19 protein-coding genes and 1 pseudogene are annotated in these 21,411 nt (G+C 56.9%); 12 read left to right on the plus strand and 8 right to left on the minus strand.

Annotated features, from left to right (window positions below):
* Nucleotides 1-3: 3 nt before the first annotated feature.
* On the minus strand, nt 4-1,014 hold the full coding sequence (locus AC1XYH_RS00980; protein ID WP_483326431.1) for an ArsR/SmtB family transcription factor: 1,011 nt from the start codon (nt 1,012-1,014) through the stop codon (nt 4-6).
* Between the two features lie 226 nt (nt 1,015-1,240).
* On the opposite strand from AC1XYH_RS00980, the gene tkt reads away from it, so the two are divergent.
* The 7 genes and pseudogenes from tkt to AC1XYH_RS01015 all read left to right on the plus strand — a co-directional run bounded on the left by tkt (nt 1,241) and on the right by AC1XYH_RS01015 (nt 8,783).
* The gene (gene tkt / locus AC1XYH_RS00985) at nt 1,241-3,241 is read left to right on the plus strand and encodes a transketolase (protein WP_483324814.1); all 2,001 of its coding nucleotides are present in this window, start codon (nt 1,241-1,243) and stop codon (nt 3,239-3,241) included.
* A gap of 107 nt (nt 3,242-3,348) precedes the next feature.
* On the plus strand, nt 3,349-4,383 hold the full coding sequence (gene epd / locus AC1XYH_RS00990; protein WP_483324815.1) for an erythrose-4-phosphate dehydrogenase: 1,035 nt from the start codon (nt 3,349-3,351) through the stop codon (nt 4,381-4,383).
* A 58-nt stretch (nt 4,384-4,441) separates the two neighbouring features.
* Entirely contained in the window at nt 4,442-5,602 is a 1,161-nt protein-coding gene (locus AC1XYH_RS00995) for a phosphoglycerate kinase (RefSeq protein WP_483324816.1), read from the plus strand.
* 141 nt (nt 5,603-5,743) lie between these two features.
* Nucleotides 5,744-6,808: a class II fructose-bisphosphate aldolase gene (fba, locus tag AC1XYH_RS01000; protein WP_483324817.1), complete on the plus strand. Its 1,065-nt coding sequence runs from the start codon at nt 5,744-5,746 to the stop codon at nt 6,806-6,808.
* Nucleotides 6,809-6,890: 82 nt separating this feature from the next.
* Nucleotides 6,891-7,151, plus strand: a pseudogene (locus AC1XYH_RS01005) (hypothetical protein); the annotation flags it as partial.
* A 36-nt stretch (nt 7,152-7,187) separates the two neighbouring features.
* The gene (locus tag AC1XYH_RS01010) at nt 7,188-7,661 is read left to right on the plus strand and encodes a hypothetical protein (RefSeq protein WP_483324818.1); all 474 of its coding nucleotides are present in this window, start codon (nt 7,188-7,190) and stop codon (nt 7,659-7,661) included.
* Nucleotides 7,662-7,685: 24 nt separating this feature from the next.
* The gene (locus tag AC1XYH_RS01015) at nt 7,686-8,783 is read left to right on the plus strand and encodes a PQQ-dependent sugar dehydrogenase (protein WP_483324819.1); all 1,098 of its coding nucleotides are present in this window, start codon (nt 7,686-7,688) and stop codon (nt 8,781-8,783) included.
* 30 nt (nt 8,784-8,813) lie between these two features.
* Here the strand turns inward: AC1XYH_RS01015 and AC1XYH_RS01020 are convergent, their stop codons facing one another.
* Nucleotides 8,814-9,836 (minus strand): helix-turn-helix transcriptional regulator, encoded by a 1,023-nt coding sequence (locus tag AC1XYH_RS01020; protein ID WP_483324820.1) that lies wholly within the window; start codon nt 9,834-9,836, stop codon nt 8,814-8,816.
* 143 nt (nt 9,837-9,979) lie between these two features.
* On the opposite strand from AC1XYH_RS01020, the gene AC1XYH_RS01025 reads away from it, so the two are divergent.
* The 3 genes from AC1XYH_RS01025 (at nt 9,980) to sodC (ending at nt 12,071) form a co-directional block, all read left to right on the plus strand.
* Nucleotides 9,980-11,188: an alkane 1-monooxygenase gene (locus AC1XYH_RS01025; RefSeq protein ID WP_483324821.1), complete on the plus strand. Its 1,209-nt coding sequence runs from the start codon at nt 9,980-9,982 to the stop codon at nt 11,186-11,188.
* The gene (locus AC1XYH_RS01030; RefSeq protein ID WP_483324822.1) at nt 11,185-11,367 is read left to right on the plus strand and encodes a rubredoxin; all 183 of its coding nucleotides are present in this window, start codon (nt 11,185-11,187) and stop codon (nt 11,365-11,367) included. The genes AC1XYH_RS01025 and AC1XYH_RS01030 overlap by 4 nt, the downstream gene beginning before the upstream one ends.
* A gap of 176 nt (nt 11,368-11,543) precedes the next feature.
* Nucleotides 11,544-12,071, plus strand: a complete 528-nt coding sequence (gene sodC / locus AC1XYH_RS01035) for a superoxide dismutase [Cu-Zn] SodC (RefSeq protein ID WP_483324823.1) — start codon at nt 11,544-11,546, stop codon at nt 12,069-12,071.
* Between the two features lie 102 nt (nt 12,072-12,173).
* On the opposite strand, the gene AC1XYH_RS01040 is transcribed toward sodC, so the two are convergent.
* The 5 genes from AC1XYH_RS01040 to AC1XYH_RS01060 form a co-directional block, all read right to left on the minus strand.
* Nucleotides 12,174-14,072, minus strand: a complete 1,899-nt coding sequence (locus AC1XYH_RS01040; RefSeq protein WP_483324824.1) for an SLC13 family permease — start codon at nt 14,070-14,072, stop codon at nt 12,174-12,176.
* A 50-nt stretch (nt 14,073-14,122) separates the two neighbouring features.
* Complete coding sequence (dbpA, locus tag AC1XYH_RS01045; RefSeq protein ID WP_483324825.1) at nt 14,123-15,505, minus strand: ATP-dependent RNA helicase DbpA; 1,383 nt, start codon at nt 15,503-15,505, stop codon at nt 14,123-14,125.
* Between the two features lie 67 nt (nt 15,506-15,572).
* Nucleotides 15,573-15,737, minus strand: coding sequence for a hypothetical protein (locus tag AC1XYH_RS01050; protein WP_483324826.1), 165 nt, complete (start codon nt 15,735-15,737; stop codon nt 15,573-15,575).
* 181 nt (nt 15,738-15,918) lie between these two features.
* Nucleotides 15,919-16,872, minus strand: coding sequence for a sensor domain-containing diguanylate cyclase (locus AC1XYH_RS01055; RefSeq protein ID WP_483324827.1), 954 nt, complete (start codon nt 16,870-16,872; stop codon nt 15,919-15,921).
* 31 nt (nt 16,873-16,903) lie between these two features.
* Nucleotides 16,904-17,908 (minus strand): response regulator, encoded by a 1,005-nt coding sequence (locus tag AC1XYH_RS01060; protein ID WP_483324828.1) that lies wholly within the window; start codon nt 17,906-17,908, stop codon nt 16,904-16,906.
* Nucleotides 17,909-18,159: 251 nt separating this feature from the next.
* Between AC1XYH_RS01060 and AC1XYH_RS01065 the strand changes: the two genes are divergently transcribed.
* Complete coding sequence (locus tag AC1XYH_RS01065) at nt 18,160-19,215, plus strand: GGDEF domain-containing protein (protein ID WP_483324829.1); 1,056 nt, start codon at nt 18,160-18,162, stop codon at nt 19,213-19,215.
* A gap of 97 nt (nt 19,216-19,312) precedes the next feature.
* Entirely contained in the window at nt 19,313-20,437 is a 1,125-nt protein-coding gene (gene ald / locus AC1XYH_RS01070) for an alanine dehydrogenase (RefSeq protein ID WP_483324830.1), read from the plus strand.
* A 17-nt stretch (nt 20,438-20,454) separates the two neighbouring features.
* Here ald and AC1XYH_RS01075 read toward each other — a convergent pair whose 3' ends face one another.
* Nucleotides 20,455-21,354: an acyltransferase gene (locus AC1XYH_RS01075; protein WP_483324831.1), complete on the minus strand. Its 900-nt coding sequence runs from the start codon at nt 21,352-21,354 to the stop codon at nt 20,455-20,457.
* Nucleotides 21,355-21,411: the final 57 nt, after the last annotated feature.

The raw sequence follows: 21,411 nt of genomic DNA on the forward strand, positions 1-21,411 counted from the left end.
GGTTTATATCCTTTCCTCGGAGGGAGATGGTTCGGGTTTGGCCAGTTGCAGCAACTGCAATTGAAAGCCGTTGCGCAGGCCAATGTATTGGCTGAGGCCGAATTCCAGACCGGCATCAGTCGCCCAGCGGGCGATATCGTCTTGATCAAAACCCAGCCAGAGGTCGCCACAGCTGTCGCGTACCCAGCTTTGGTCGTGGCTGCAGAGTTCAGTAAGCACCAGGCTACCGCCAGGTTTGAGTAGATCAGCGAAGCGCTTAAGTGCTTCAGCGGGCGCCGGCATGTGGTGCAGCACCATATTGCAGACCAGACAGTCGGCCAGTGGCAGTTGCTGCGGCGCCAATGCATCGGCGAGCAAGCATTCGACATTGCTTAACCCGGCGTCGCTGCATTGCTGGCGCGCGCGCTCAAGCATGGATTCGGCGTTATCCAGCGCAATTACTTGCTTAAAACGCTCGGCCAGGCTGGGCAGAAAGCCGCCTTCGCCCGGGCCCACTTCAATGGCCAGCTCGTGCGCGGGCAGTGGCAGTGTCTCAATCAGCGCTAAGAGTGGTTCGCGATACAGGCCAAAGTGGGCGATCAAGTCTTGCTGTGCGGGCGTGCCCTCGGCAAAACGAGCGAAGAACTGGCGCGACAGCTCGGCACGTTGGTTGTGCACCAAGGCAATCGCAGATTGCAGTCTGGCTTCGGGTGGCAAGGCATCCAGCTCGTTGAGCAGCTGTGCATGCAGTTGATGCCAGCTTACTTCCAGTGCGGGCAGGCTGCGCCGATAGAAGATCGAGTTGCCCTCGCGGCGCGCAATGACCAGTCCAGCATTAGCCATTACTTTAAGGTGGTGGCTCATGCCCGATTGGCGCATGGCGAAAATCTGCGCCAATTCCAGCACGCCGAAAGAGTCGTTGCGCAGCACCCGCAGAATATCCAGCCGCAAGCCATCGCCGGTCGCCTTGCAGAAGGCAGCCAGTGCATCGGTGGGGCTGGGGAGGGCAGCGTCAATGCGCGCAATGTGGTTCATGTAGGGCAGTGTAGTGTTGATGCTGAGTGCTCGCAAGTTCTATATCAAAAGTTTTTGATATAGATTGAAGGGCTGCCATTCGTCTGCCTGTTATTAGCTTTGCGCACGGGTTTAGGGGGTTTTCATTGCCCGCTGGCGTTGTTTGCGCGAAAATGCCCGCCTTATTTTCTGGCCAGTCGCTTGCTGCGGCTGCTTGCCTATGCCTTGTCAGCCACAGGAGTTGTTCATGCCCAGCCGTCGTGACCGAGCGAATGCCATTCGAGCCCTTAGTATGGATGCTGTGCAGAAAGCCAATAGCGGCCACCCCGGAGCGCCCATGGGTATGGCGGATATCGCCGAAGTCCTGTGGCGTGATTTCCTCAAGCATAATCCGGCTAATCCTAATTTTGCCGACCGTGATCGTTTTGTTATGTCTAACGGTCACGGCTCGATGCTCATCTACTCACTGCTGCACCTGACCGGCTATGACGTGAGCATTGATGACATCAAAAGCTTCCGTCAATTGCACAGCAAAACCCCGGGTCACCCCGAATACGGCTATACGCCAGGCGTCGAAACGACGACTGGCCCGCTGGGTCAGGGTGTCGCCAACGCCGTGGGTATGGCGATTGCCGAGAAGGTGCTCGCTGCTCAGTTCAACCGTGATGGTCACAAAGTGGTCGATCACCACACCTATGCATTCATGGGTGACGGTTGCATGATGGAAGGTATCTCCCATGAAGTCTGCTCGCTGGCGGGCACGCTGGGTCTCGGTAAATTAGTCGCTTTTTATGATGACAACGGCATTTCCATTGATGGTGAAGTGGAAGGCTGGTTTAACGATGACACGCCCAAGCGTTTTGAGGCCTACGGATGGCAGGTGATCCGCAACGTGGATGGCCACGATGCCGACGAGATCAAAACCGCCATTGAGACGGCACGCAAGAACACAGATCAACCAACGCTGATCTGCTGCAAAACCATCATTGGTTTCGGCTCGCCGAATAAGCAAGGCAAGGAAGAATCGCACGGCGCGGCGCTTGGCGATGCCGAAGTGATTGCCACACGCGAGGCGTTGAACTGGCCGCATGCTGCCTTTGAAATTCCTGCTGACATTAAAAGCGAATGGGATGCTCACGAAGCCGGTGCCAAGGCTGAAGGCTTGTGGAACGACAAGTTTGCCGCTTACCAGAGTGCCCACCCTGAGCTAGCCGCTGAGCTGCTGCGCCGCATGGCGGGTGATCTGCCGGCCAATTTCAGCGAACAGGCTTCCGCCTATATCGCTGATGTTGCCAACAAGGGCGAGACTATTGCCAGCCGCAAGGCCAGCCAAAACGCCCTGAATGCGTTTGGCCCATTGTTGCCTGAAATGCTCGGCGGGTCTGCCGACTTGGCCGCTTCGAATTTGACCTTGTGGAAAGGTTGCAAGGGTGTTGAGGCGGGCGACGCTTCGGGTAATTATCTGTTTTACGGCGTGCGCGAATTCGGCATGACCGCGATCATGAACGGCATTGCCTTGCATGGCGGCTTCGTACCTTACGGCGCCACCTTCCTGATCTTCATGGAATACGCGCGCAACGCGGTGCGCATGTCGGCGCTGATGAAGCAACGGGTGATTCATGTGTATACCCACGACTCCATTGGCCTCGGCGAAGACGGCCCTACTCACCAGCCTATCGAACAGTTGGCTAGCCTGCGGTGTACGCCAAATCTGGATACCTGGCGCCCGGCCGATGCGGTCGAGTCAGCGGTGGCATGGAAGTACGCGCTTGAGCGTTCAGACGGTCCGAGTGCGCTGGTCTTCTCGCGCCAAAATCTGCAGCACCAAGAACGTGATGCCGGCCAGCTGGCCGACGTAGCCCGCGGTGGTTACGTGCTGAAAGATTGCGCCGGTGAGCCGGAGCTGATCCTGATTGCTACCGGTTCAGAAGTGGGCTTGGCGGTAGACGCTTGGACTGCACTGACCGAGCAGGGCAAGCAGGTGCGCGTGGTCTCTATGCCATCCACCAGCGTGTTCGACCAGCAGGATGCTGAATACAAGCAGGCTGTGCTGCCGCTGGAAGTCGGTTCGCGCATTGCTATCGAAGCGGCTCACGCCGACTTTTGGTACAAGTACGTCGGCCTCGACGGTCGTATCATCGGTATGCAGACCTTCGGCGAATCGGCTCCGGCCAACCTGTTGTTTGAAGAGTTCGGTTTTACCTTACAGAACCTGATGCTGGTGGCTGAAGAGCTGTTGGAAGACTGAAGCTACTGCCTGCTGGTTGGCCGCGGCCGACCAGCAGGCAAGCGCCAACTTTGCGTAGGGTGGAAATCTGCCCGCGGTTTTCCATTCTCAGTATCGACGGATAGCTCATGCTTAACGCCCGCCCCTATCGAATCGCTCTGAACGGCTACGGCCGTATCGGACGCTGCGTGCTGCGTGCCTTGCACGAACGCGGTGACGATGGTCTGGAGATAGTGGCGCTGAATGATCTAGCGGATCGCGAGAGCATTGAGTATCTGACCCGTTTTGACTCAACCCACGGCCGCTTTCCCGGCGAGGTAAAGTTGGCTGGCGATAACCTGCTGGTTGATGGTCGAGAAATTCAGGTGCTGCGCCAGGCTGAGCCGGAAGGTATCGATTGGCAGGGTTTGGGTGTGGACCTGCTGTTGGAGTGTTCCGGCCAGTACACCACGCGCGAGCAGGGCTTGCGCTTTGTGCATGCCGGTGTGCCGCGAGTGTTGTTTTCGCAGCCCATGGCCAATGAACAGGCGGTAGATGCAACGCTGGTTTACGGTGTTAATCACCAACAGCTGCCGCCTGACGCGCGTTTGGTTTCCAACGCTTCCTGCACCACCAACTGCGGTGTGCCTTTGCTCAAGTTGCTGAACGAGCAACTGGGGCTGGATTACGTCTCTATCACCACTATCCACTCGGCGATGAACGATCAGCCGGTAATTGATGCCTATCACCATACCGATTTGCGTCGCACTCGCTCGGCCTTCCAGTCGATTATCCCGGTGTCTACCGGGCTGGCCCGCGGTATAGAACGTCTGCTACCAGAGCTCACTGGGAGAATTCAGGCCAAAGCCGTGCGTGTGCCGACGGTGAATGTATCGGCATTGGATATCACCTTGTTGGTGACCCGCGATACCACGGCCGCAGAGGTTAATCAGCTGCTGCGTGAAGCGGCGCAAGGGTCTTTGGCAGGCCTTCTGGACTACACCGAATTGCCGCACGCCAGTTGCGACTTTAACCATGACCCGCACTCGGCGGTCATTGATGCTAGCCAAACCCGCGTGTCTGGCCCGCGGCTAGTCAACATCCTGGTCTGGTTTGATAACGAGTGGGGCTTCGCCAATCGCATGCTGGATGTGGCGCGTTATTGGTTGCAGCGCGAAAACTGAGCGCTATTGCACAAACGAATTGCAAGAATTGACTGTTAACTTATTCAAGGAGCGGGCTATGACCGTACTGACCATGAACGAGCTGGACCTTAAGGGCCAGCGTGTACTCATTCGTGAAGATCTCAACGTGCCGGTCAAAAATGGCCAGATTAGCAGCGATGCACGCATTCTCGCTGCGCTGCCGACCATCAAACTGGCGCTGGAGAAGGGCGCGGCGGTGATGGTTTGCTCGCATTTGGGCCGCCCGGAAGAAGGTGTGTTCAGCGAAGAAAATAGTCTGGCACCGGTAGCCGCCTACCTGAGCAAGGCATTGGGCCGTGAAGTCCCTCTGGTGCGCGACTACCTGGGGGGCGTGACCGTTGAGCCAGGTGAGTTAGTGCTGCTGGAGAACGTACGCTTCAACAACGGTGAGAAGAAAAATAGCGACACACTGGCGCAAGAATATGCTGCGCTGTGTGACGTGTTTGTGATGGACGCCTTTGGTACCGCGCACCGTGCACAAGGCTCTACCCACGGCGTAGCTAAATTCGCTACCGTCGCCTGCGCGGGCCCGCTGCTGGCAGCTGAGCTGGACGCGCTGGCCAAGGCGTTGCACAAACCTGCTCGGCCGATGACGGCCATCGTTGCAGGCTCCAAGGTGTCGACTAAGCTGGATGTGCTAATGGCGTTGGCAGACAAGTGTGACCAGCTGATTGTTGGTGGTGGTATTGCCAATACCTTCCTCGCTGCTGCGGGTCTGCCGGTCGGTAAATCGCTGTACGAAGCCGATCTGCTGGAAACAGCAAAGGCTATCGCCGCCAAGGTCAGCGTGCCGCTGCCGGTTGATGTGGTTGTTGCCAAAGCCTTCGCCGAGGACGCTGAAGCAACCGTTAAAGCAGTGGCCGATGTGGCTGAAGACGACATGATTCTGGATATTGGCCCGCAGACCGCAGCGCAGTTTGCCGAGTTGCTTAAATCCTCCGGCACCATTTTGTGGAACGGTCCGGTCGGTGTGTTTGAGTTTGACCAATTTGGCGAGGGCACTAAAACGCTGGCACTGGCAATCGCCGATAGCGCTGCGTTTTCTATTGCCGGTGGTGGCGACACCCTGGCGGCCATCGATAAATACGGCGTTGCCGAGCGCATTTCCTACATTTCCACCGGTGGCGGTGCCTTTCTGGAGTTTGTCGAAGGCAAAGTCTTGCCGGCGGTTGAAGTACTGGAATCGCGCGCTCAATAAGTTCAGCTGTAAGCTACAAGCAATACCGACCCCTTCACGGCAGGCTGCCAGCAAGGGGTACCAAGTTTGAGTGACACGCGTAAACTGTCGGAATTTACCGGGCAGCTTGCCGCTACGATAATTTTTATGGAGAGATAACCCATGGCCCTCATCAGCCTGCGCCAGATGCTCGACCACGCCGCCGAATTCGGTTACGGCGTCCCCGCATTCAACGTTAACAACCTGGAACAGATGCGCGCCATCATGGAAGCGGCGGACAAGACTGACTCCCCGGTGATTGTGCAGGCGTCAGCTGGCGCCCGCAAATACGCGGGTGCGCCTTTCCTGCGCCACCTGATTCTGGCGGCGATTGAAGAGTTTCCGCACATTCCTGTGTGCATGCACCAGGATCACGGCACCAGTCCTGGTGTTTGTCAGCGCTCCATTCAACTGGGTTTTTCCTCGGTGATGATGGACGGCTCGCTCGGCACAGACGGCAAGACGCCGACTGACTATGAGTACAACGTTGACGTTACCCGTCGCACGGTCGAAATGGCGCACGCCTGTGGTGTGTCCGTGGAAGGCGAGTTGGGCTGTCTGGGTAGCCTGGAAACCGGTCAAGCAGGTGAAGAAGACGGTATTGGCGCCGAGGGCATCCTCGACCACAGCCAGATGCTGACTGACCCAGAAGAAGCTGCTGACTTCGTCAAGCAGACCGGTGTTGATGCTCTGGCAATTGCCATCGGTACCAGCCACGGCGCTTACAAGTTCACGCGTCCACCGACAGGCGATATTCTGGCTATCGAGCAGATCAAGGCAATCCACAAGCGTATTCCGGACACGCATTTGGTTATGCACGGTTCTTCTTCCGTGCCCCAGGAGTGGCTGAAAATCATCAACGAGTTTGGTGGCGAGATTCCTGAGACTTACGGTGTGCCGGTTGAAGAAATCGTCGAAGGCATCAAGTTTGGTGTGCGTAAGGTCAATATCGATACCGACCTGCGCCTGGCCTCGACAGGTGCCGTTCGTCGCTTCCTGGCAGAGAACCCCAGTGAGTTCGATCCGCGCAAGTTCTTCACCAAGACAGTGGATGCGATGCGCGACATCTGTATCGCTCGTTATGAAGCTTTTGGTACCGCTGGTAATGCGTCCAAGATCAAACCGATCTGCCTGGATGACATGTTCGAGCGTTATGCTCGCGGTGAACTAGACCCCAAGATTAACTAAGCGTTTTGAACAGGGCGGCGTAGGCCGCCCTGTTGCTATCTGCTGACGAGAAAAGTATATGCAGCCAATCGATGAAGAGCCGGACGAGGCGTTTGCCCAGAGCAAGTTGATCGAAGCCGTTGAGAATCAGCTGGCAGCGGGTGAGCCAGCCGCCGCACAAGCCACGTTGAACAAGTTAACGTTGGTTGGTTACGGCCGTGATGAAAGCCTGGAGTTGATGGCACAGGTGCTCGCGCACTGCATCGGCGTCATGCTGGATACCGACCAGCCGTTCGACAACCCGGCTTACGAACAAGGTCTACGCAACCTGCCCGAACTTCCGCAAGCCAGCGTTGAAGACTGACACCACATCCCTACCGTCTGATCAGGAATAACAATAATGAAGCTCGTATCCGTCCTGCGGATCATCCTTTTTTATCTGCTTAGCGTCGTGCTAGCCACGGTGCTGGGTAGCTTGGTGCAAACCCAGTTCAACCTGCTCTTTTTGCAGGAGATGAACGTACCTGTAGAGCTGCCGACCCGGCTGGCTACCAGCTGGCATGATTTGCTCAACTTCACCCCGCTTTTCGCCATTATGGTCGCCGCGACCCTATTGCTGGCGTTGCCGGTTGCTGAAGGGCTTGGGCGCATCTTTAAACCTTGGCGCGGTTTGCTCTACCTGCTAGCAGGCGCTGCCGGCATCTGGGTAGCCTTTACACTGGCCAATTACCTGTTGCCGATGCCTACCTTTATCGCGGCTACGCGTGTTACCGCTGGCTTGCTGTGCATGATGCTGGCGGTCGGTGTGGGCAGTTGGTTGTTTGGTCGTTTGACCAAGCCTAAAGCGCGGCGCGGGCTGCGGGTGCTGGGCTGATGACTCGCTCAAGGAGAATGACCTATGTTAAATAAAGCTCTTGTGAGTGCCGTCCTGTTGCTGGCGGCTAGCGCCAGCGTTCAGGCCGCAGACTATAAAATTGAGGCCGTTGCCGAAGGTTTGTCCTTCCCTTGGTCATTAGCCTTTTTGCCTGATGGCGGCATGTTGGTGACTGAGCGGGCTGGCCGGCTGCGTTTGATCAACGCGGCGGGTGAGCTGCAGGCCGAGCCGATCAGCGGCGTACCTGAGGCGTTCGTTAATAGCCAGGCGGGCCTGATGGGGCTGGCTTTGGCGCCGGACTTTGCTGAGTCAGGCGAGCTATTCATGAGCTATGCCTGTGGTACGGCCGAGGCTAACCATACCTGCCTCGCTTCGGCGCACTTCAATGGCAAAGCGCTGGAAAACACTCAGGAAATTTTCCGCGTGCAGCCAGCCAAAAAAGGTAGCGCCCATTACGGCGGTCGCATAGCCTTTCTACCAGACAACACTCTTCTGCTGACCTTGGGCGACGGTTTCGATTATCGCGAGCAGGCGCAGAACACCGCCAACCACTTGGGAAGCATTGTGCGTCTGAATCGCGATGGTTCTGCCCCTCAAGATAATCCCTTTGTTGCGCAAGAAGGCGCGCAGCCAGAGCTGTTCAGTATTGGTCACCGCAGCGTGCAAGCGATCCTCTACGATGCGCAAACACAACGGATATTCAGTAATGAGCACGGCCCGCGCGGTGGTGACGAGGTTAACCTGATTGAGGCTGGCAAGAATTACGGCTGGCCAAAAATCACCTATGGCATCGATTACGACGGTGCCCAGGTGTCGCCATACACCGAACTGCCGGGGCTGGAGCAGCCGCTGCTGCACTGGACTCCCTCTATCGCACCTTCGGGCATGACCTTGTATCGCGGCGAGCTGTTCCCGCAGTGGCAGGGTAATTTGCTGGTATCGGCCTTGGCCGGTAAGGAAGTACGCCGGGTAGTGCTGGATGGCACCAAGGTGGTTGAGCAGCAAAGCCTTTTTAAAGAACTGAACGCTCGTTTCCGTGATGTGCGCACCGGTCCTGATGGCGCAGTTTATCTGCTGACCGATAGCGCCAATGGCAGCGTGTTGCGGGTTACGCCTCAGTAACCGACGTCGGCCGGTGGGGCGCTGCTTGCCTCACCGCTGATACTGGGTGCGGTATAACCTGGGCGTACAGCCGTGCCAACGACGAAAGGTGCGGCTGAAGTTGCTGGTATCCTGATAGCCCAGCCGCTCGGCAATGCTCTCGATACTCAGCTCGGTGTGCACCAATAACCAGCTCGCCTGCTCGCTACGCAGGTTGTCCAGAATGTGTTGATAGTGAGTGCCTTCGTTGCGCAGGTGACGAATCAGTGTACGCGCGGTGACATGTTCGTGTTCCGCCATCTCAGGCAGCGTGGGAAAGCCTTGTCCGGTCTGCAGTAGACGCTGTTTGATACGCTCAGTCAGGGTGCCGCCTCGTTGCTGGCGGTGTAGCTGGTTGGCGCAATCGCGCAGAGCCTGTTGGCAGGCTTGGGCATCAGCGCCGAGACAGTCTTGCTGCAGTAGTCCAGCCGGCAGGTAAATGCGCAGAGCGTCTGCGCCATAGCGCCATTCTCCAGCATAACCTTCAATCTCTTTCGCCCAGCAAGGCTTCGGCAACGGCCAGTCTATACGGATGGCGCTGTTCAGCGGTTGCCCGCCGAGGGTTTCAAGCAGCCGAAGCAGCGCGGTAGTGAAATGCCCCAGCAGATATTCGCGGATGGCTTCGGGCATGCGTAATTCGTCGAGAACCAATACGGGGGGCTGGCTGCTTTCCAATCGAAACGCCGCAAGGTGCTGACGCAAGCTGGTGTATTGCTCTGTGAGGCTGATGGCCTCGCCAATCGTGGGCGCGGTGACTGCCGCGTAACCAGCCGGGCCGTGTGCGCTTACATCTGTATGCATACCCACAGCAAAACCCAGCCAAGGACAGTCGCTGAGCGCCATGGCATTGAGCAGCAAGCTCTGCAGGTTACTGAGGCTGAGGAACTGATTGCTGTGTAACAGCGCGCTCCAGTCTAGCGGAATGTCGGTCTGTATCTGTTCGGCGCTCAAGCCTTGGCGCAACAGCTCGGCGTAAACCAGGCGTGCGTACACGGGGTGAACCGCTGGGCTGAGCCAGAATTGTTGGGACGGCATACTGAACCTTGTTGTGGTTAGGGGATTGGGGCAGTAGCTGATGTCACAATATGACGATAATTTGCCGGTTGCAACGGGTGTTGTTATTGATTGCTGAGCAGAAGATGTCAGGGTCATAACCACAACAATAAAAGGATGATCACATGACCGCTATTGCTGCACCGGACAATGGCCTCTTCGGTTACGTCGACCGTAAGCGTCGGCTTTGGTTGTTCTCACTGCTGGTACCGTGCCTGGCGTTGGTCGGCCCGCTTCTCTATATGTTGGTTTCACCGAACGTCATGTGGCTCTGGATATCGACATTATTCGGCTACGTGGTCATCCCCATGCTGGATGGTCTGCTGGGTGAGGATTTGAGCAACCCACCGGAGGAGGCTGTTCCTGCGTTGGAGGCTGACCCCTATTACCGTTATGTCACTTACGCACTGGTGCCCATTCTTTGGGTCAGTTTTCTGGTCAACATCATTTTCCTGGGCACTCACGAATTACCTTGGCATGGCATTCTGGCGGTGATTCTGGCCACCGGAGGCTCGTTGGGCTTTGGCTTGAATCTGGGTCATGAAATGGGCCACAAGAAGAGCACGCTTGAGCGCTGGCTCGCCAAGATCACCCTGGCGCTGGGTTGTTACGGGCATTTCTTCGTAGAGCACAATCGCGGCCACCACCGTGATGTGGCGACGCCCGAAGATCCTGCTTCGTCGCGTATGGGCGAGAGCGTTTATCGCTTCGTATTCCGCGAGATGCCCGGCGCTTTCTTTCGTGCTTGGGATTTGGAGGCGCAACGGCTGGACCGCTGCGGGAAGTCGGTATGGAGCCTAGAGAATGAAATTCTGCAACCGGCGCTGATCAGTGCCCTGCTTTACGGAGGGTTGATTGCCTGGCTGGGTATCGGGATATTGCCGATTATGCTGCTGATAGCCTTCTGGGGTGCATTCCAGCTGACCCAGGCCAACTACATCGAGCATTACGGCCTGCTACGTATCAAGCAGCCGAGTGGTCGCTATGAACGTTGTCAGCCGCATCATTCCTGGAACAGTAACCACCTGTTTTCCAATTGGACGTTGTTTCACCTGCAACGCCATTCCGACCATCACGCGCATCCCACACGGCGCTATCAATCGCTACGCGACTTCGAGGATCTGCCGCGTTTGCCAAGCGGGTACCCTGGCATGTATCTGTTGGCGTATTTTCCGCCGCTATGGTTCAAGGTAATGGATAAACGCTTGCTGGACGCGGTCGATCGCGACCCTGAGCGCATCAACTTTTTGCCGGCGAAAAAGGAAATGTTGATGCGTCGTTATGCATTGAGCCCTGAAAGCCAGGTGCCGGGGATGGTGGAGGCGACAGCATGAGCCGCTATCGTTGCCCCGAGTGTGATTACGAATATGACGAAGCGCAGGGTGATCCGCATCAGGGGTTTGCGGCGGGCACCCGTTGGGAAACGCTGCCAGATAGTTTCGCCTGTCCCGATTGCGCGGTGCGTTATAAAGAAGACTTCAGTGCGGTTGCTGAGCCGTCGCCGGGTGACTAGATCACGCAGAATGACGCGCCGCGCTCTTGGTTAGGCCGGCGTTGTGCGTGCAGGCAGAAGGAACAACCGCGCTGGTGTCCTGTCACTATCACAGAGGCGGGGAAATGGGGCCAGCTCGCGCTGGCCTGGTTAATTCTCCGTTCTGCCCTCATGCGACATGACAACTGGAGTTCATTATGAAAGCACGTAACGGATTGGCATTGGCACTGGCATTGACGGCGGGAATGGCCCAAGCGGCCTCCCAAGAAGTGACCATTAACAAGGTGGGGCTGGACGGCAAGCAGGAGTCAATTGGTACTGTTGTGATCAGCGAAACCGACGATGGGCTGTTGTTTACGCCAAACCTGAAATCGCTGCCTGCCGGTTTACATGGCTTCCACGTACACGAAAACCCCAGTTGTGCCACCGCCGATAAGGATGGCAAGCCTACTCCGGCGGCTGCGGCAGGCAGTCACTACGATCCCGCCAGCACGGGTGAGCACCTTGGGCCATACGGAGAGGGTCATTTAGGTGATCTGCCTGGGCTGTATGTTAATGCTCAGGGTGTTGCCGACTACCCGGTACTGGCGCCAAGAATCAAAACGCTGGCAGAAATTGAAGGGCGTGCGTTGATGGTGCATGCGGGCGGTGACAACAATTCCGATCAACCGGAAAAATTGGGTGGTGGCGGTGCGCGTGTTGCATGCGGCCTGATCAGCGAATAAATCGCAGCAGCTGTTGCTGGTGTCGGGCTGTCTATCTCTAGCTCTGATCCTGTTTGAGTCAGAGCTAGAGAAACATGCAATTTGACCGGCGTGGTCTAGGCCTTAAAGTGGCCACACCCACAGCAGCATAGGGACGCTGACGGCAACGACCAGCAGCTCCAGGGGCAGGCCAAGACGCCAGTAATCGCCAAAGCGAAAGCCGCCGGGGCCAAGAATCAATGTGTTGTTCTGGTGGCCGATTGGCGTCAGGAACGCACAGGAAGCGCCGATGGCTACAGCCATGAGAAAACTGTCGGGATTAACCTCCAGTTGCCCTGCGACACTCAATGCGATTGGGCACATGACGGCTGCGGTGGCAGCGTTGTTCATGAAATCCGACAGCGTCATGGTGACGACCAGCATCAAAACCAAAGCAATGACTGCGTTACCCTGCGCAAAGTTATCCAATAGCGTTTTGGCCAGCAGGTCGGCAGCGCCGGTATCGGCCATCGCGGCTGCCATCGGCATAAGCGCAGCCAGCAGCACTATGATTGGCCAATCGACCGCCTCATAAATGCGCCGCAGGGGTATCACGCGGGTCAGCATGTAACCCAACACCCCGGCCATAAAGGCGACCGCCGCCGGCAGGATGCCGAAGGCGGCCAGCGCGATGGAGCACAGCATGATGCCGGCGGCAGTCAGCGCTTGACGCCCGTCGGGAATTAGAATGGCCCGTGGTGCTAAGGGGACGCAGCCGTACTCGCTGGCAAAACCAGAGATGGCTTCCGGGGTTCCTTGCATCAGCAGCACATCGCCGGCTTGGATCTCGGTCCAGCGCAGCCGGCGAATAGAGCGATGGCCGCGGCGGGATATGGCCAGCAAGTTGATGCCGAAACGCGTGCGCAGTTGAATGTGGGATGCGCTGCGACCGAGGATGTCGGCGCCGGGCTGCACTGCGAGCTCCTGTAGCGTTATTTCATCGGACAGTGAGGGCTTGCTGCTTTTCTCTTTATCTTTGTCCTTATTCTGCTCAGCCGTAGCATCGCTCTGCGGGGGTTCTTTTTCGCTGCTTGCCGACTCGTTTTTTTCTTCGCTGTCCTGCCCTTCGTCCTGCTTGTCATTGCCGTTGGTGGGTACTGCTTCTTCCAGTTTCAGGCCCAGACGGGTGAGCGAAGAGCCTAGCCCTTCAGGCTCTGCCTCGATTACCAGAATGTCGCCGGCCCGCAACACGCGGCTGGGCATGGGGGCGGTGACGCGAAAGTCATTGCGTACCATGCCGACAATTTGCGCGTCGTTCTCTTCCAGTAGTAGCTCAACTTCCGCCAGGGTTTTGCCATCGACTTTGCTGTCGGCGTCAATATGCACTTCGGTCAGGTAGGTGCCGGTATCGAAGCTGCCCACGTCGGGCTGCTCACGACGTGGCACCAGCCAGCGGCTGGTGAAGACGACAAAGATCACCCCGGCTATGGCGACTGCGATGCCCACTGGCGTGAAGTCGAACATGCCGAAGCCGCCAAGGTCTTCGCGGGCGCGGAAGCCGGCGACAATTAGGTTAGGAGGAGTACCAATTAGCGTGGTCATGCCGCCTAGAATGGTGCCAAACGCCAGTGGCATGAGGACTTTGCCGGGCGGCATGCCTTCACGCGCCGCGAGTTGCAGCGCCAGCGGCATGAGTAGTGCCATGGCGCCGACGTTGTTCATGAACGCTGATAAGCCTGCACCCAGCAGAGTTAGCACGGCCAGGCTGAGCAATGGGCCGCCGTTCTTGGGTAGGGCGCGCTGGGCCAGTGCTTCTACGGCGCCGGTGGTTTGCAGGCCCTTGCTCAAAATCAGCACAGCCGCCACGGTAATTACCGCAGGATGACCAAAGCCGACAAACGCATCCGCGGCTGGGGTTAAGCCGGTAACCACGCAGGCCATCAAAGCGGCCAAGGCCACCACATCGTGGCGCCAGCGGCCCCATAGAAATAATGCAATGGTACAACCAAGAATCAACAGAATCAGTTGCTGACTGGCATCCATGGACGGCGCTCGTTATCGGTATTTATCGGTTATGGGGATTACAGTTGGCGCTATGACAGCAGGCGCACCCTGAAGTTGCGGCCCTTGATCTTACCTTCGCTCAGTCGCGCGAGTGCCTGCTTGGCCTGATCGCGGCGAATAGCGACCAAGGCTTGATAGTCACTGATGCTGATCTTGCCAATTGCATCTGCCGATAAGCCCGCGTCGCCAGTGAGGGCGCCAAGCAGGTCGCCGGGGCGTAACTTGTCCTTGCGGCCACCGGCTACCGCCAGCGTGCGCATGGGCGCGATCATTGGCTGGTCGAGTCTGGCAGGCAAGCTGTCGAGCTCCTGCCAGTTCAGCGGTTCACCACTGGTTTCTTCAATTGCGCGCGAACGTTTGAGTTCGCGAGGGGCCACCAGGCTCAGCGCCAAGCCGGACTGGCCGGCACGGCCGCTACGCCCAATGCGGTGGGTATGCGCGGAAGGATCAGCCGAGAGTTCTACGTTGATTACCGCTGCAACGCCTTCGATATCGATGCCTCGGGCGGCAACATCGGTCGCGGTCAGCACGCTGCAGCTCTGATTGGCAAACAATGCTAGTACTTGATCGCGGTCGCGTTGCTCCATGTCACCGTGTATAGCTTGCGCACTGATGCTATTGGCGTTCAAAAAGTCGGCCAGTTCCTGACACTGCTGGCGAGTGTGACAAAACGCGATACAGGGTTGTGGTCGATCGGCGGCGAGCAAACGTAACACGGCATCAAAGCGTTGCTTCTCTTCAATTTCGTAGAAGCGCTGAGTGATGGGATTGCTTGGGCTGGCATCGCTTATGGTGATCTGTTTCGGCTCGCGCATGAATTCGCTGGCCAATGATTTCAAACCTGACGGGTAGGTTGCTGAAAACAACAGAGTCTGGCGGCGCTTTGGCGTGTGACCGATGATCTCGCGGATAGGGTCGACAAAACCCATGTCGAGCATCCGGTCGGCTTCGTCTAGCACCAGGCAGTTAAGGTTGTCGAGGGTCAGAGTACCGCGAGCCAAGTGATCCTGGATTCGACCGGGCGTGCCGACGATGACGTGTGCACCTTGTTCCAGCGAGGCGGCTTGCGGCCCAAAAGGAGTGCCACCGCATAACGTAATAATTTTGATATTGGGCAGCCCGCGTGCCAGGTTACGCAAGGCTGTGGCCGTTTGCGTCGCCAATTCGCGCGTAGGGCTCAGCACTAGTGCCTGGCAGCCAAAGAACTGCGGGTTTAGTGGGGTCAGCAGGCCGATACCGAAGGCGGCTGTCTTGCCGCTGCCGGTACGTGACTGGGCCAGCAGATCATTGCCCTGAAGTATCAGCGGCAGCGCTTCGGCTTGAATCGGCGTCATGCTCGCATAGCCCATTTGCTGCAGGGTATCGAGCATAGCCTGGGGCAGTTTTAGCGAGTCGAAGGTAGTCTGGGTCACGGGGCTGGCCTGAAGCGAAGAAAGGCCTTGCAGTGTATCAGATTGGGCTTGCTGGCCAGCAGCGCTATCAGCGCCGAATGCGTGTCTTGCGAAAGCCGCCATGGCTGATAAAGGAGCCGGTATCACCGGTTGCCCAGTAACGAGTCGCGCGGTATAGCGCCTGCAATTTTGTAGTGTGGTAGCTGCGGGTCTTGCGATAGGCCCAGCGCCACCCGCGTGTAGGTGATTTCATGGTCAGACTGCCGTGTGTTGGTTGACTTGCTATGGCTTGGATGCTGTCAGAAAAACGTCTATCAGGCAGGTTTTATTCTATAATAGCCTCTTCCTTGACGCTTTCGATCCCTTGCCGCGCATCATACCCGGCTATTTGTGAGATGTGAAATGCTTCACAGAAATGACTTTTGAATGTGGTCTTATTCCGCAATGGTGGTGAGGTTGCGGCCAGCTTCTTTGGACTGGTAAAGCGCTTTGTCGGCGCGCTCAATCAACTCTTTGTAACTTTCCATGCCATCCGTCAGGCGCGCAACGCCTAAGCTGATGGTGAAGGTCACGGGCGTACCCTGGTGGTCCAGTTGCTGACGCTCGACGCTTTGCCTGAGGCGCTCGGCAAATTGTTGAGCTCCTTCCAAAGGCGTGTCTGGCAGCAGCACAACAAACTCTTCGCCACCGTAACGTCCGCAAAAATCGGTTTCTCTGGCCAGCTGTTCGGTCAAGCGCGCAGTCGTGCGGATAACCTCGTCACCGGCCTGATGGCCGAAGGTATCGTTGACCTTCTTGAAGTGGTCGATATCGAACATGACCAGGCAGACTTCGTTGTCATAGCGCTGGTGACGTGCGAACTCGTGCTCCAGGCAGCTTTCCCAGTAACGCCGATTGAGTAACCCGGTCAGGCCGTCACGCAGCGCTAACTCTCTCAGCTTAGTATTGGCAGACTCGAGTTGCCGTTTGTTTACAGCGACTCCGGTTACATCATAAATAATTAAACACACGTGATCGGTTTTGCCGGTACTGCTGCGCAGCGGCAAAATGGTGACATTCTGGTACATTTCATCGGCTAGCCCGGTGATCGGCTGGTAGCTTTTGAAGCGAAACAGGTTGGGCCGCTGCTCCCAGATGGTAAAAGCGCGGGTGCCTAACATGACCGAAGTTTCGACCTTTTGGGTAAACCAGGTTTGGTCTATTTCCTGAAACAGCTCGAACAATGAGCGCTGGTTGACCTCTGCCGAGCCTAAGCCGGAGTGGTTCTCCATAAAGCTGTTCCAAACCTCAATCTTGTATTCACGGTCCATCACTACCACGCCCACATCGATGCTCTGGACGATGTCGAGCAGCCAGTGGAGTTCGTTGATGTCAAACTGAGCAGCCATGCGCCTTGCCTTTATTCAGTTGATCACGTGGTCAGTTGATCATGAAGTCGAGGGTTTCCCGTAGCCGAGGGACCGAGTCTTCGGTAAACAGCAGCAACAGGTCGAAATGAATCTCCAGGTCTTCCAGACCGTAGCTGATTTCCACAGCCAAGGTGCGCTTCCAGCGGCGTTGGTTGATGCGAATTAGATCTTCGATCGGACAATGTTGGCCTAGCACCATTGGGTGCCCCTGTGACAGGGTGATGTTCAGCTGTTCAGACAGGCCGTTAAGGCAAGCGCCGATGATGATGCTGGCCAGATCCAGCAGCATTTCAAGTTGTGCGTTTTCATCTTCGCGCGCGTTCAGCAGTTGGGCTACATCGCCAATCTCTGAGTCATGGAAGATCAACAAGGCTTCTCCGGCGACGCCGCCGCCGATAAAGCCTTGGCAAATGGCAGACAATCGCTGCCCGCGCTGAGCGTCGGCCAGCGCCATGTGCAGCTCGCCGACTTCCAAAATATTGACGTTGGGTATGGGCAGCTTGATGAACAGATTGAGCACCCGCCCTAGCAGTTCGGCGGCACGCCCCATGGCAACATTGGATACTTCACGGAAGGCATCGCGGAAAGAAACGTTGGGCAGCGGAAATTCGCTTTCCCGGCCGTCTGTTGCAGGCGTAGTGAGCGGCACCTCGACACCCAGGGAATTCAGCGCTTCAGCTAACTGCATAGGGTCAGCTGGTTTCTTGATGAACGCGCGTGCGCCTAACGCTTTGGCGCGGCGCACGGCTTCTTCCTGGACGTCGCCAGAAACCACTATAACTTCACACTCGAGCGCTTCTTCGCGCAGCGCCGCCAGCACGCCGAAACCATCAAGCTCGGGCATCGTCAAATCGAGCAAAACTATTTGCCCAGCGCCGGCGCGAATCGCCTCCAAACCCTCCAAGCCATTGGTGGCTTGCGTAATTCGAAACGGCCAATTTGCCGGCAGTGCTCGAATCAGCTGCTTGCGAGCCATATTGGAGTCGTCACATACCAGCAGTGGAATCGCGGTCACTTCAAGATCCTTGGCGCCATTTGTCTGTTATTCTGTGCTTTATTTTGTCAAGTAAAGGCAGATGGCTATTACTTAGACTATTTTGCAAGCATGACAAGATATTGACCTCTTGAGAAGACATTCGGCACAAATGCCAGAGTTTTTTCAGCCCCGATTCGCATATTGCCTACTTGAATGGATACTATTGGGTTGTTGTTTGTTCCGAAGTATGTTGCTGCGCCCGTTGCAAAGGGTGATTTAAAAGGAAAAAAATGGCCAAGCAACTCGAACAAAATCAAAGCCATCGCCGTTCCGTTTTGCGGGCGTTGTTGTGGCTCACATTTGTCTTTGGTCTGATCTTCGCTGGCTTGAATAGCTATCGCGGGATGTATTTGCTGGCGGGGCTGGAGGTGGCGTATGCATTTTTTGCGCTGAGCTTGCAGCGCGTTGTGCCGACCACCCGGCATCTGGTTGCTTGGACGGTCGCTTATCTAGTCCCTTTTTTCTGCATGATGGTATTTGCTTTATTGCTGCCAAAAACCTCTTTCACCGTGTTTGCATGGATTCAAACCATCCCCATCATTTCCTACCTGCTGCTGGGCCAGCGCGGCGGCCTATGGATGTCGTTGATCTTTGTTACCGCGGCGGTCATCGCCTTCAATGTGCGTTACATGACCGGCGAGAATTCGATGGACGCACTCATTGCCACCAACCTTGCCTTCAGTAGTTTTGCGGTAATGCTGTTTTCACATATCTATGAGCGCAGCCGCACGAGCAATGAGGCACGCTTGATTGAGCTAGCCGGTACTGACAACCTGACTGGCATCGCCAACCGCATGCGCCTGGGTGAAGAGTTCCTTCGCTTGCGCAGCCAGGCAGAACGCAGTGGAATGGCGCTGTCCCTGGTGGTGGTGGATCTGGACATGTTCAAGCGAGTGAATGATCAATACGGACACGATATAGGGGATCAAGCCTTGCAGCATGCGGCTCATTTGCTATCTGGTCGCCTGCGTGGCTCTGACCTGGCTTGCCGGCTGGGAGGCGAAGAATTCGCCGTTCTGCTGCTCGGCGCGGATCACCATCAGGCCGCTAGCTTGGCAGATCAGCTGCGTCAGCAATTGGCCACCACGCCATTGCAGCTGGCCGATGGCACTGCGTTGCAGATGAGTTTTAGTGGTGGCGTGGCGACCTTGAACGATGATGGGGATGATCTGAGCGCCTTACTGAAAGTCGCCGACAAGCGCATGTATGATGCCAAAAGCGGCGGACGCAATCGGATTGTTGCTGCCACAAGCTCTTTTCCAGAAGCCGCTCCTGCAGCTGATTAACGCCCTCTCTGCACGCCTTCTCAATCTTTTGACGATCATCCTTCGCTGCCAACTACACTGATAACTCTAGAGTCCGGTCAGTGAGGAGGGCAGTGCCATGCATATTGGCGTTCCGAAAGAGATCAAAAATCATGAGTACCGCGTGGGGTTGACGCCTGAATCAGTGCGCGAGCTAGTGCGCCAGGGGCATCAAGTGTTTGTCGAGCACGATGCCGGCACGGCGATTGGCTACAATGATGCACTCTATCGCCAAGCTGGCGCGGAGCTGGTGACGGTGGAGGAGGTGTTTGCCCAAGCCGACTTGCTGGTCAAGGTCAAGGAGCCGCAGGCCGAAGAGCGCGCCCGCCTGCGCCCCGGTCAGATCCTGTTCACTTACTTGCATCTGGCGCCAGATCGCGCCCAGGCCGAAGACCTGCTGTCCAGCGGGGCCATCTGTATCGCCTATGAAACCGTAACTGATGCGCACGGACGCTTACCGCTATTGGCGCCAATGTCCGAGGTGGCTGGGCGCATGGCCATTCAAGCTGGCGCCGGCTGTTTGGAGAAAGCCAAGGGTGGGCGAGGTGTGCTGCTCGGCGGCGTGCCGGGCGTACCCCGCGGTAAGGTGGTCATTCTGGGCGGTGGGGTGGTCGGCAGCAATGCGCTGGCAATGGCCGTTGGGCTAGGCGCTGATGTCACCGTGCTGGACAAGAACCCGGACGCACTCAGGCGCCTGGACGCGCAGTACGGCAATCGCGTCAGTACCCTTTATTCGACTGGCGTGACGTTGGAAGAGCAATTGCTGGGCGCCGACCTGGTGATTGGCGCGGTATTGGTCCCGGGTGCTACCGCGCCCAAGTTGATCAGCGCCGAGATGGTGGCACGCATGCAGTCGGGTGCTGTATTGGTGGATGTGGCGATTGATCAGGGCGGTTGCGCCGAAACCTCAAGCCCCACTACCCATGATCAGCCCACCTATGTGGTTGACGAGGTAGTGCACTATTGCGTTGCTAACATGCCCGGTGCAGTCGCACGTACCTCAACTCAGGCGCTGAATAATGCAACCCTGCCCTTTGTCTTGGCGTTGGCAAATAAAGGCGTCAAGCAGGCGCTGAGCGAGGATCCGCATCTTGCGCAAGGCTTGAATCTTAGCGGGGGGATTTTGTGTAATTCCGAGGTGGCCGAAGCGCTCGGCTTGCCCTCTCAGTCGCTGTCTGAGGTCATCGGTGAATTACCGGGTTAACCTTTGTGCCTGGCAGCTCAAGGTCGTTCGGCGAGTTCGCGACGCAGGGCGGCAATGCGCTGATCTTTTTCGATCCATAGCTGACTGACCCACTGCTGAAATTGGTTGCGGTACTCAAGGTCAAGGCTGTAATCGCCGTCTATCAGCTGGGTGGGTAGAGTGCGACAACGGATATCCACGGTGATCCGTGTCACCTGTCCGCTAACCAGTTGCCAGAAGCCTGGCGGGCGCTCGTCGGGATAGACAATAGTGACATCTAGCACCGAGCGCATCTGCGCGCCGAGTGCGGCGACCACAAAGGCAATGCCGCCGGCTTTGGGCTTAAGCAGGTAGCGAAAGGGTGATTGCTGCTGCCGGTGCTTGCCTGGAGTGAAACGCGTACCTTCCAGGTAATTCACTACGGTGACCGGCAGCTGTTGAAATTTTTCGCAGGCGCCACGGGTAATTTCCAAGTCTTTACCCTGGTCTTCCGGGTGCTTGGCCAGATGGGCTTTGCTGTAGCGCTTCATGAAGGGGTAGTCGAGTGCCCAGAACGCCAAGCCGAGAAACGGTACCCAGATCAGCGCGCGTTTAAGGAAGAACTTGAAATAAGGCGTTTTGCGGTTGAAGGCGTTCACTAGGGCGGGGATATCCACCCAGGTCTGGTGATTGCTGATCACCAGATAAGATTGCTCGCTTGCCAGCGTGGTGTCGCAACGTACATCCCACTGAGTTGGTAGCAGCAGATGAAAGATGCGTTTATTGATCTCGGCCCAGGTTTCCGCGACCCTCATCACTGCTTTGGAGCATCCGCGACGCAGATCCGCGTTTGGAATAAGCGCCTTGAGCAGTCCGAAGACCAACATCGGGCCAATGCCGATCAGGGTGTTCAGCAGAATCAGCAAACAGGTGAGTGAACCAGTCAACCAATGGGGCATAAATGCATGTCCGTTCGGCAGCGAAAAATCAAGAGTACCGGGTTTTGTTTACCGGAT

The sequence above is a fragment of the Pseudomonas sp. GW-45 genome (genome assembly GCF_056896675.1).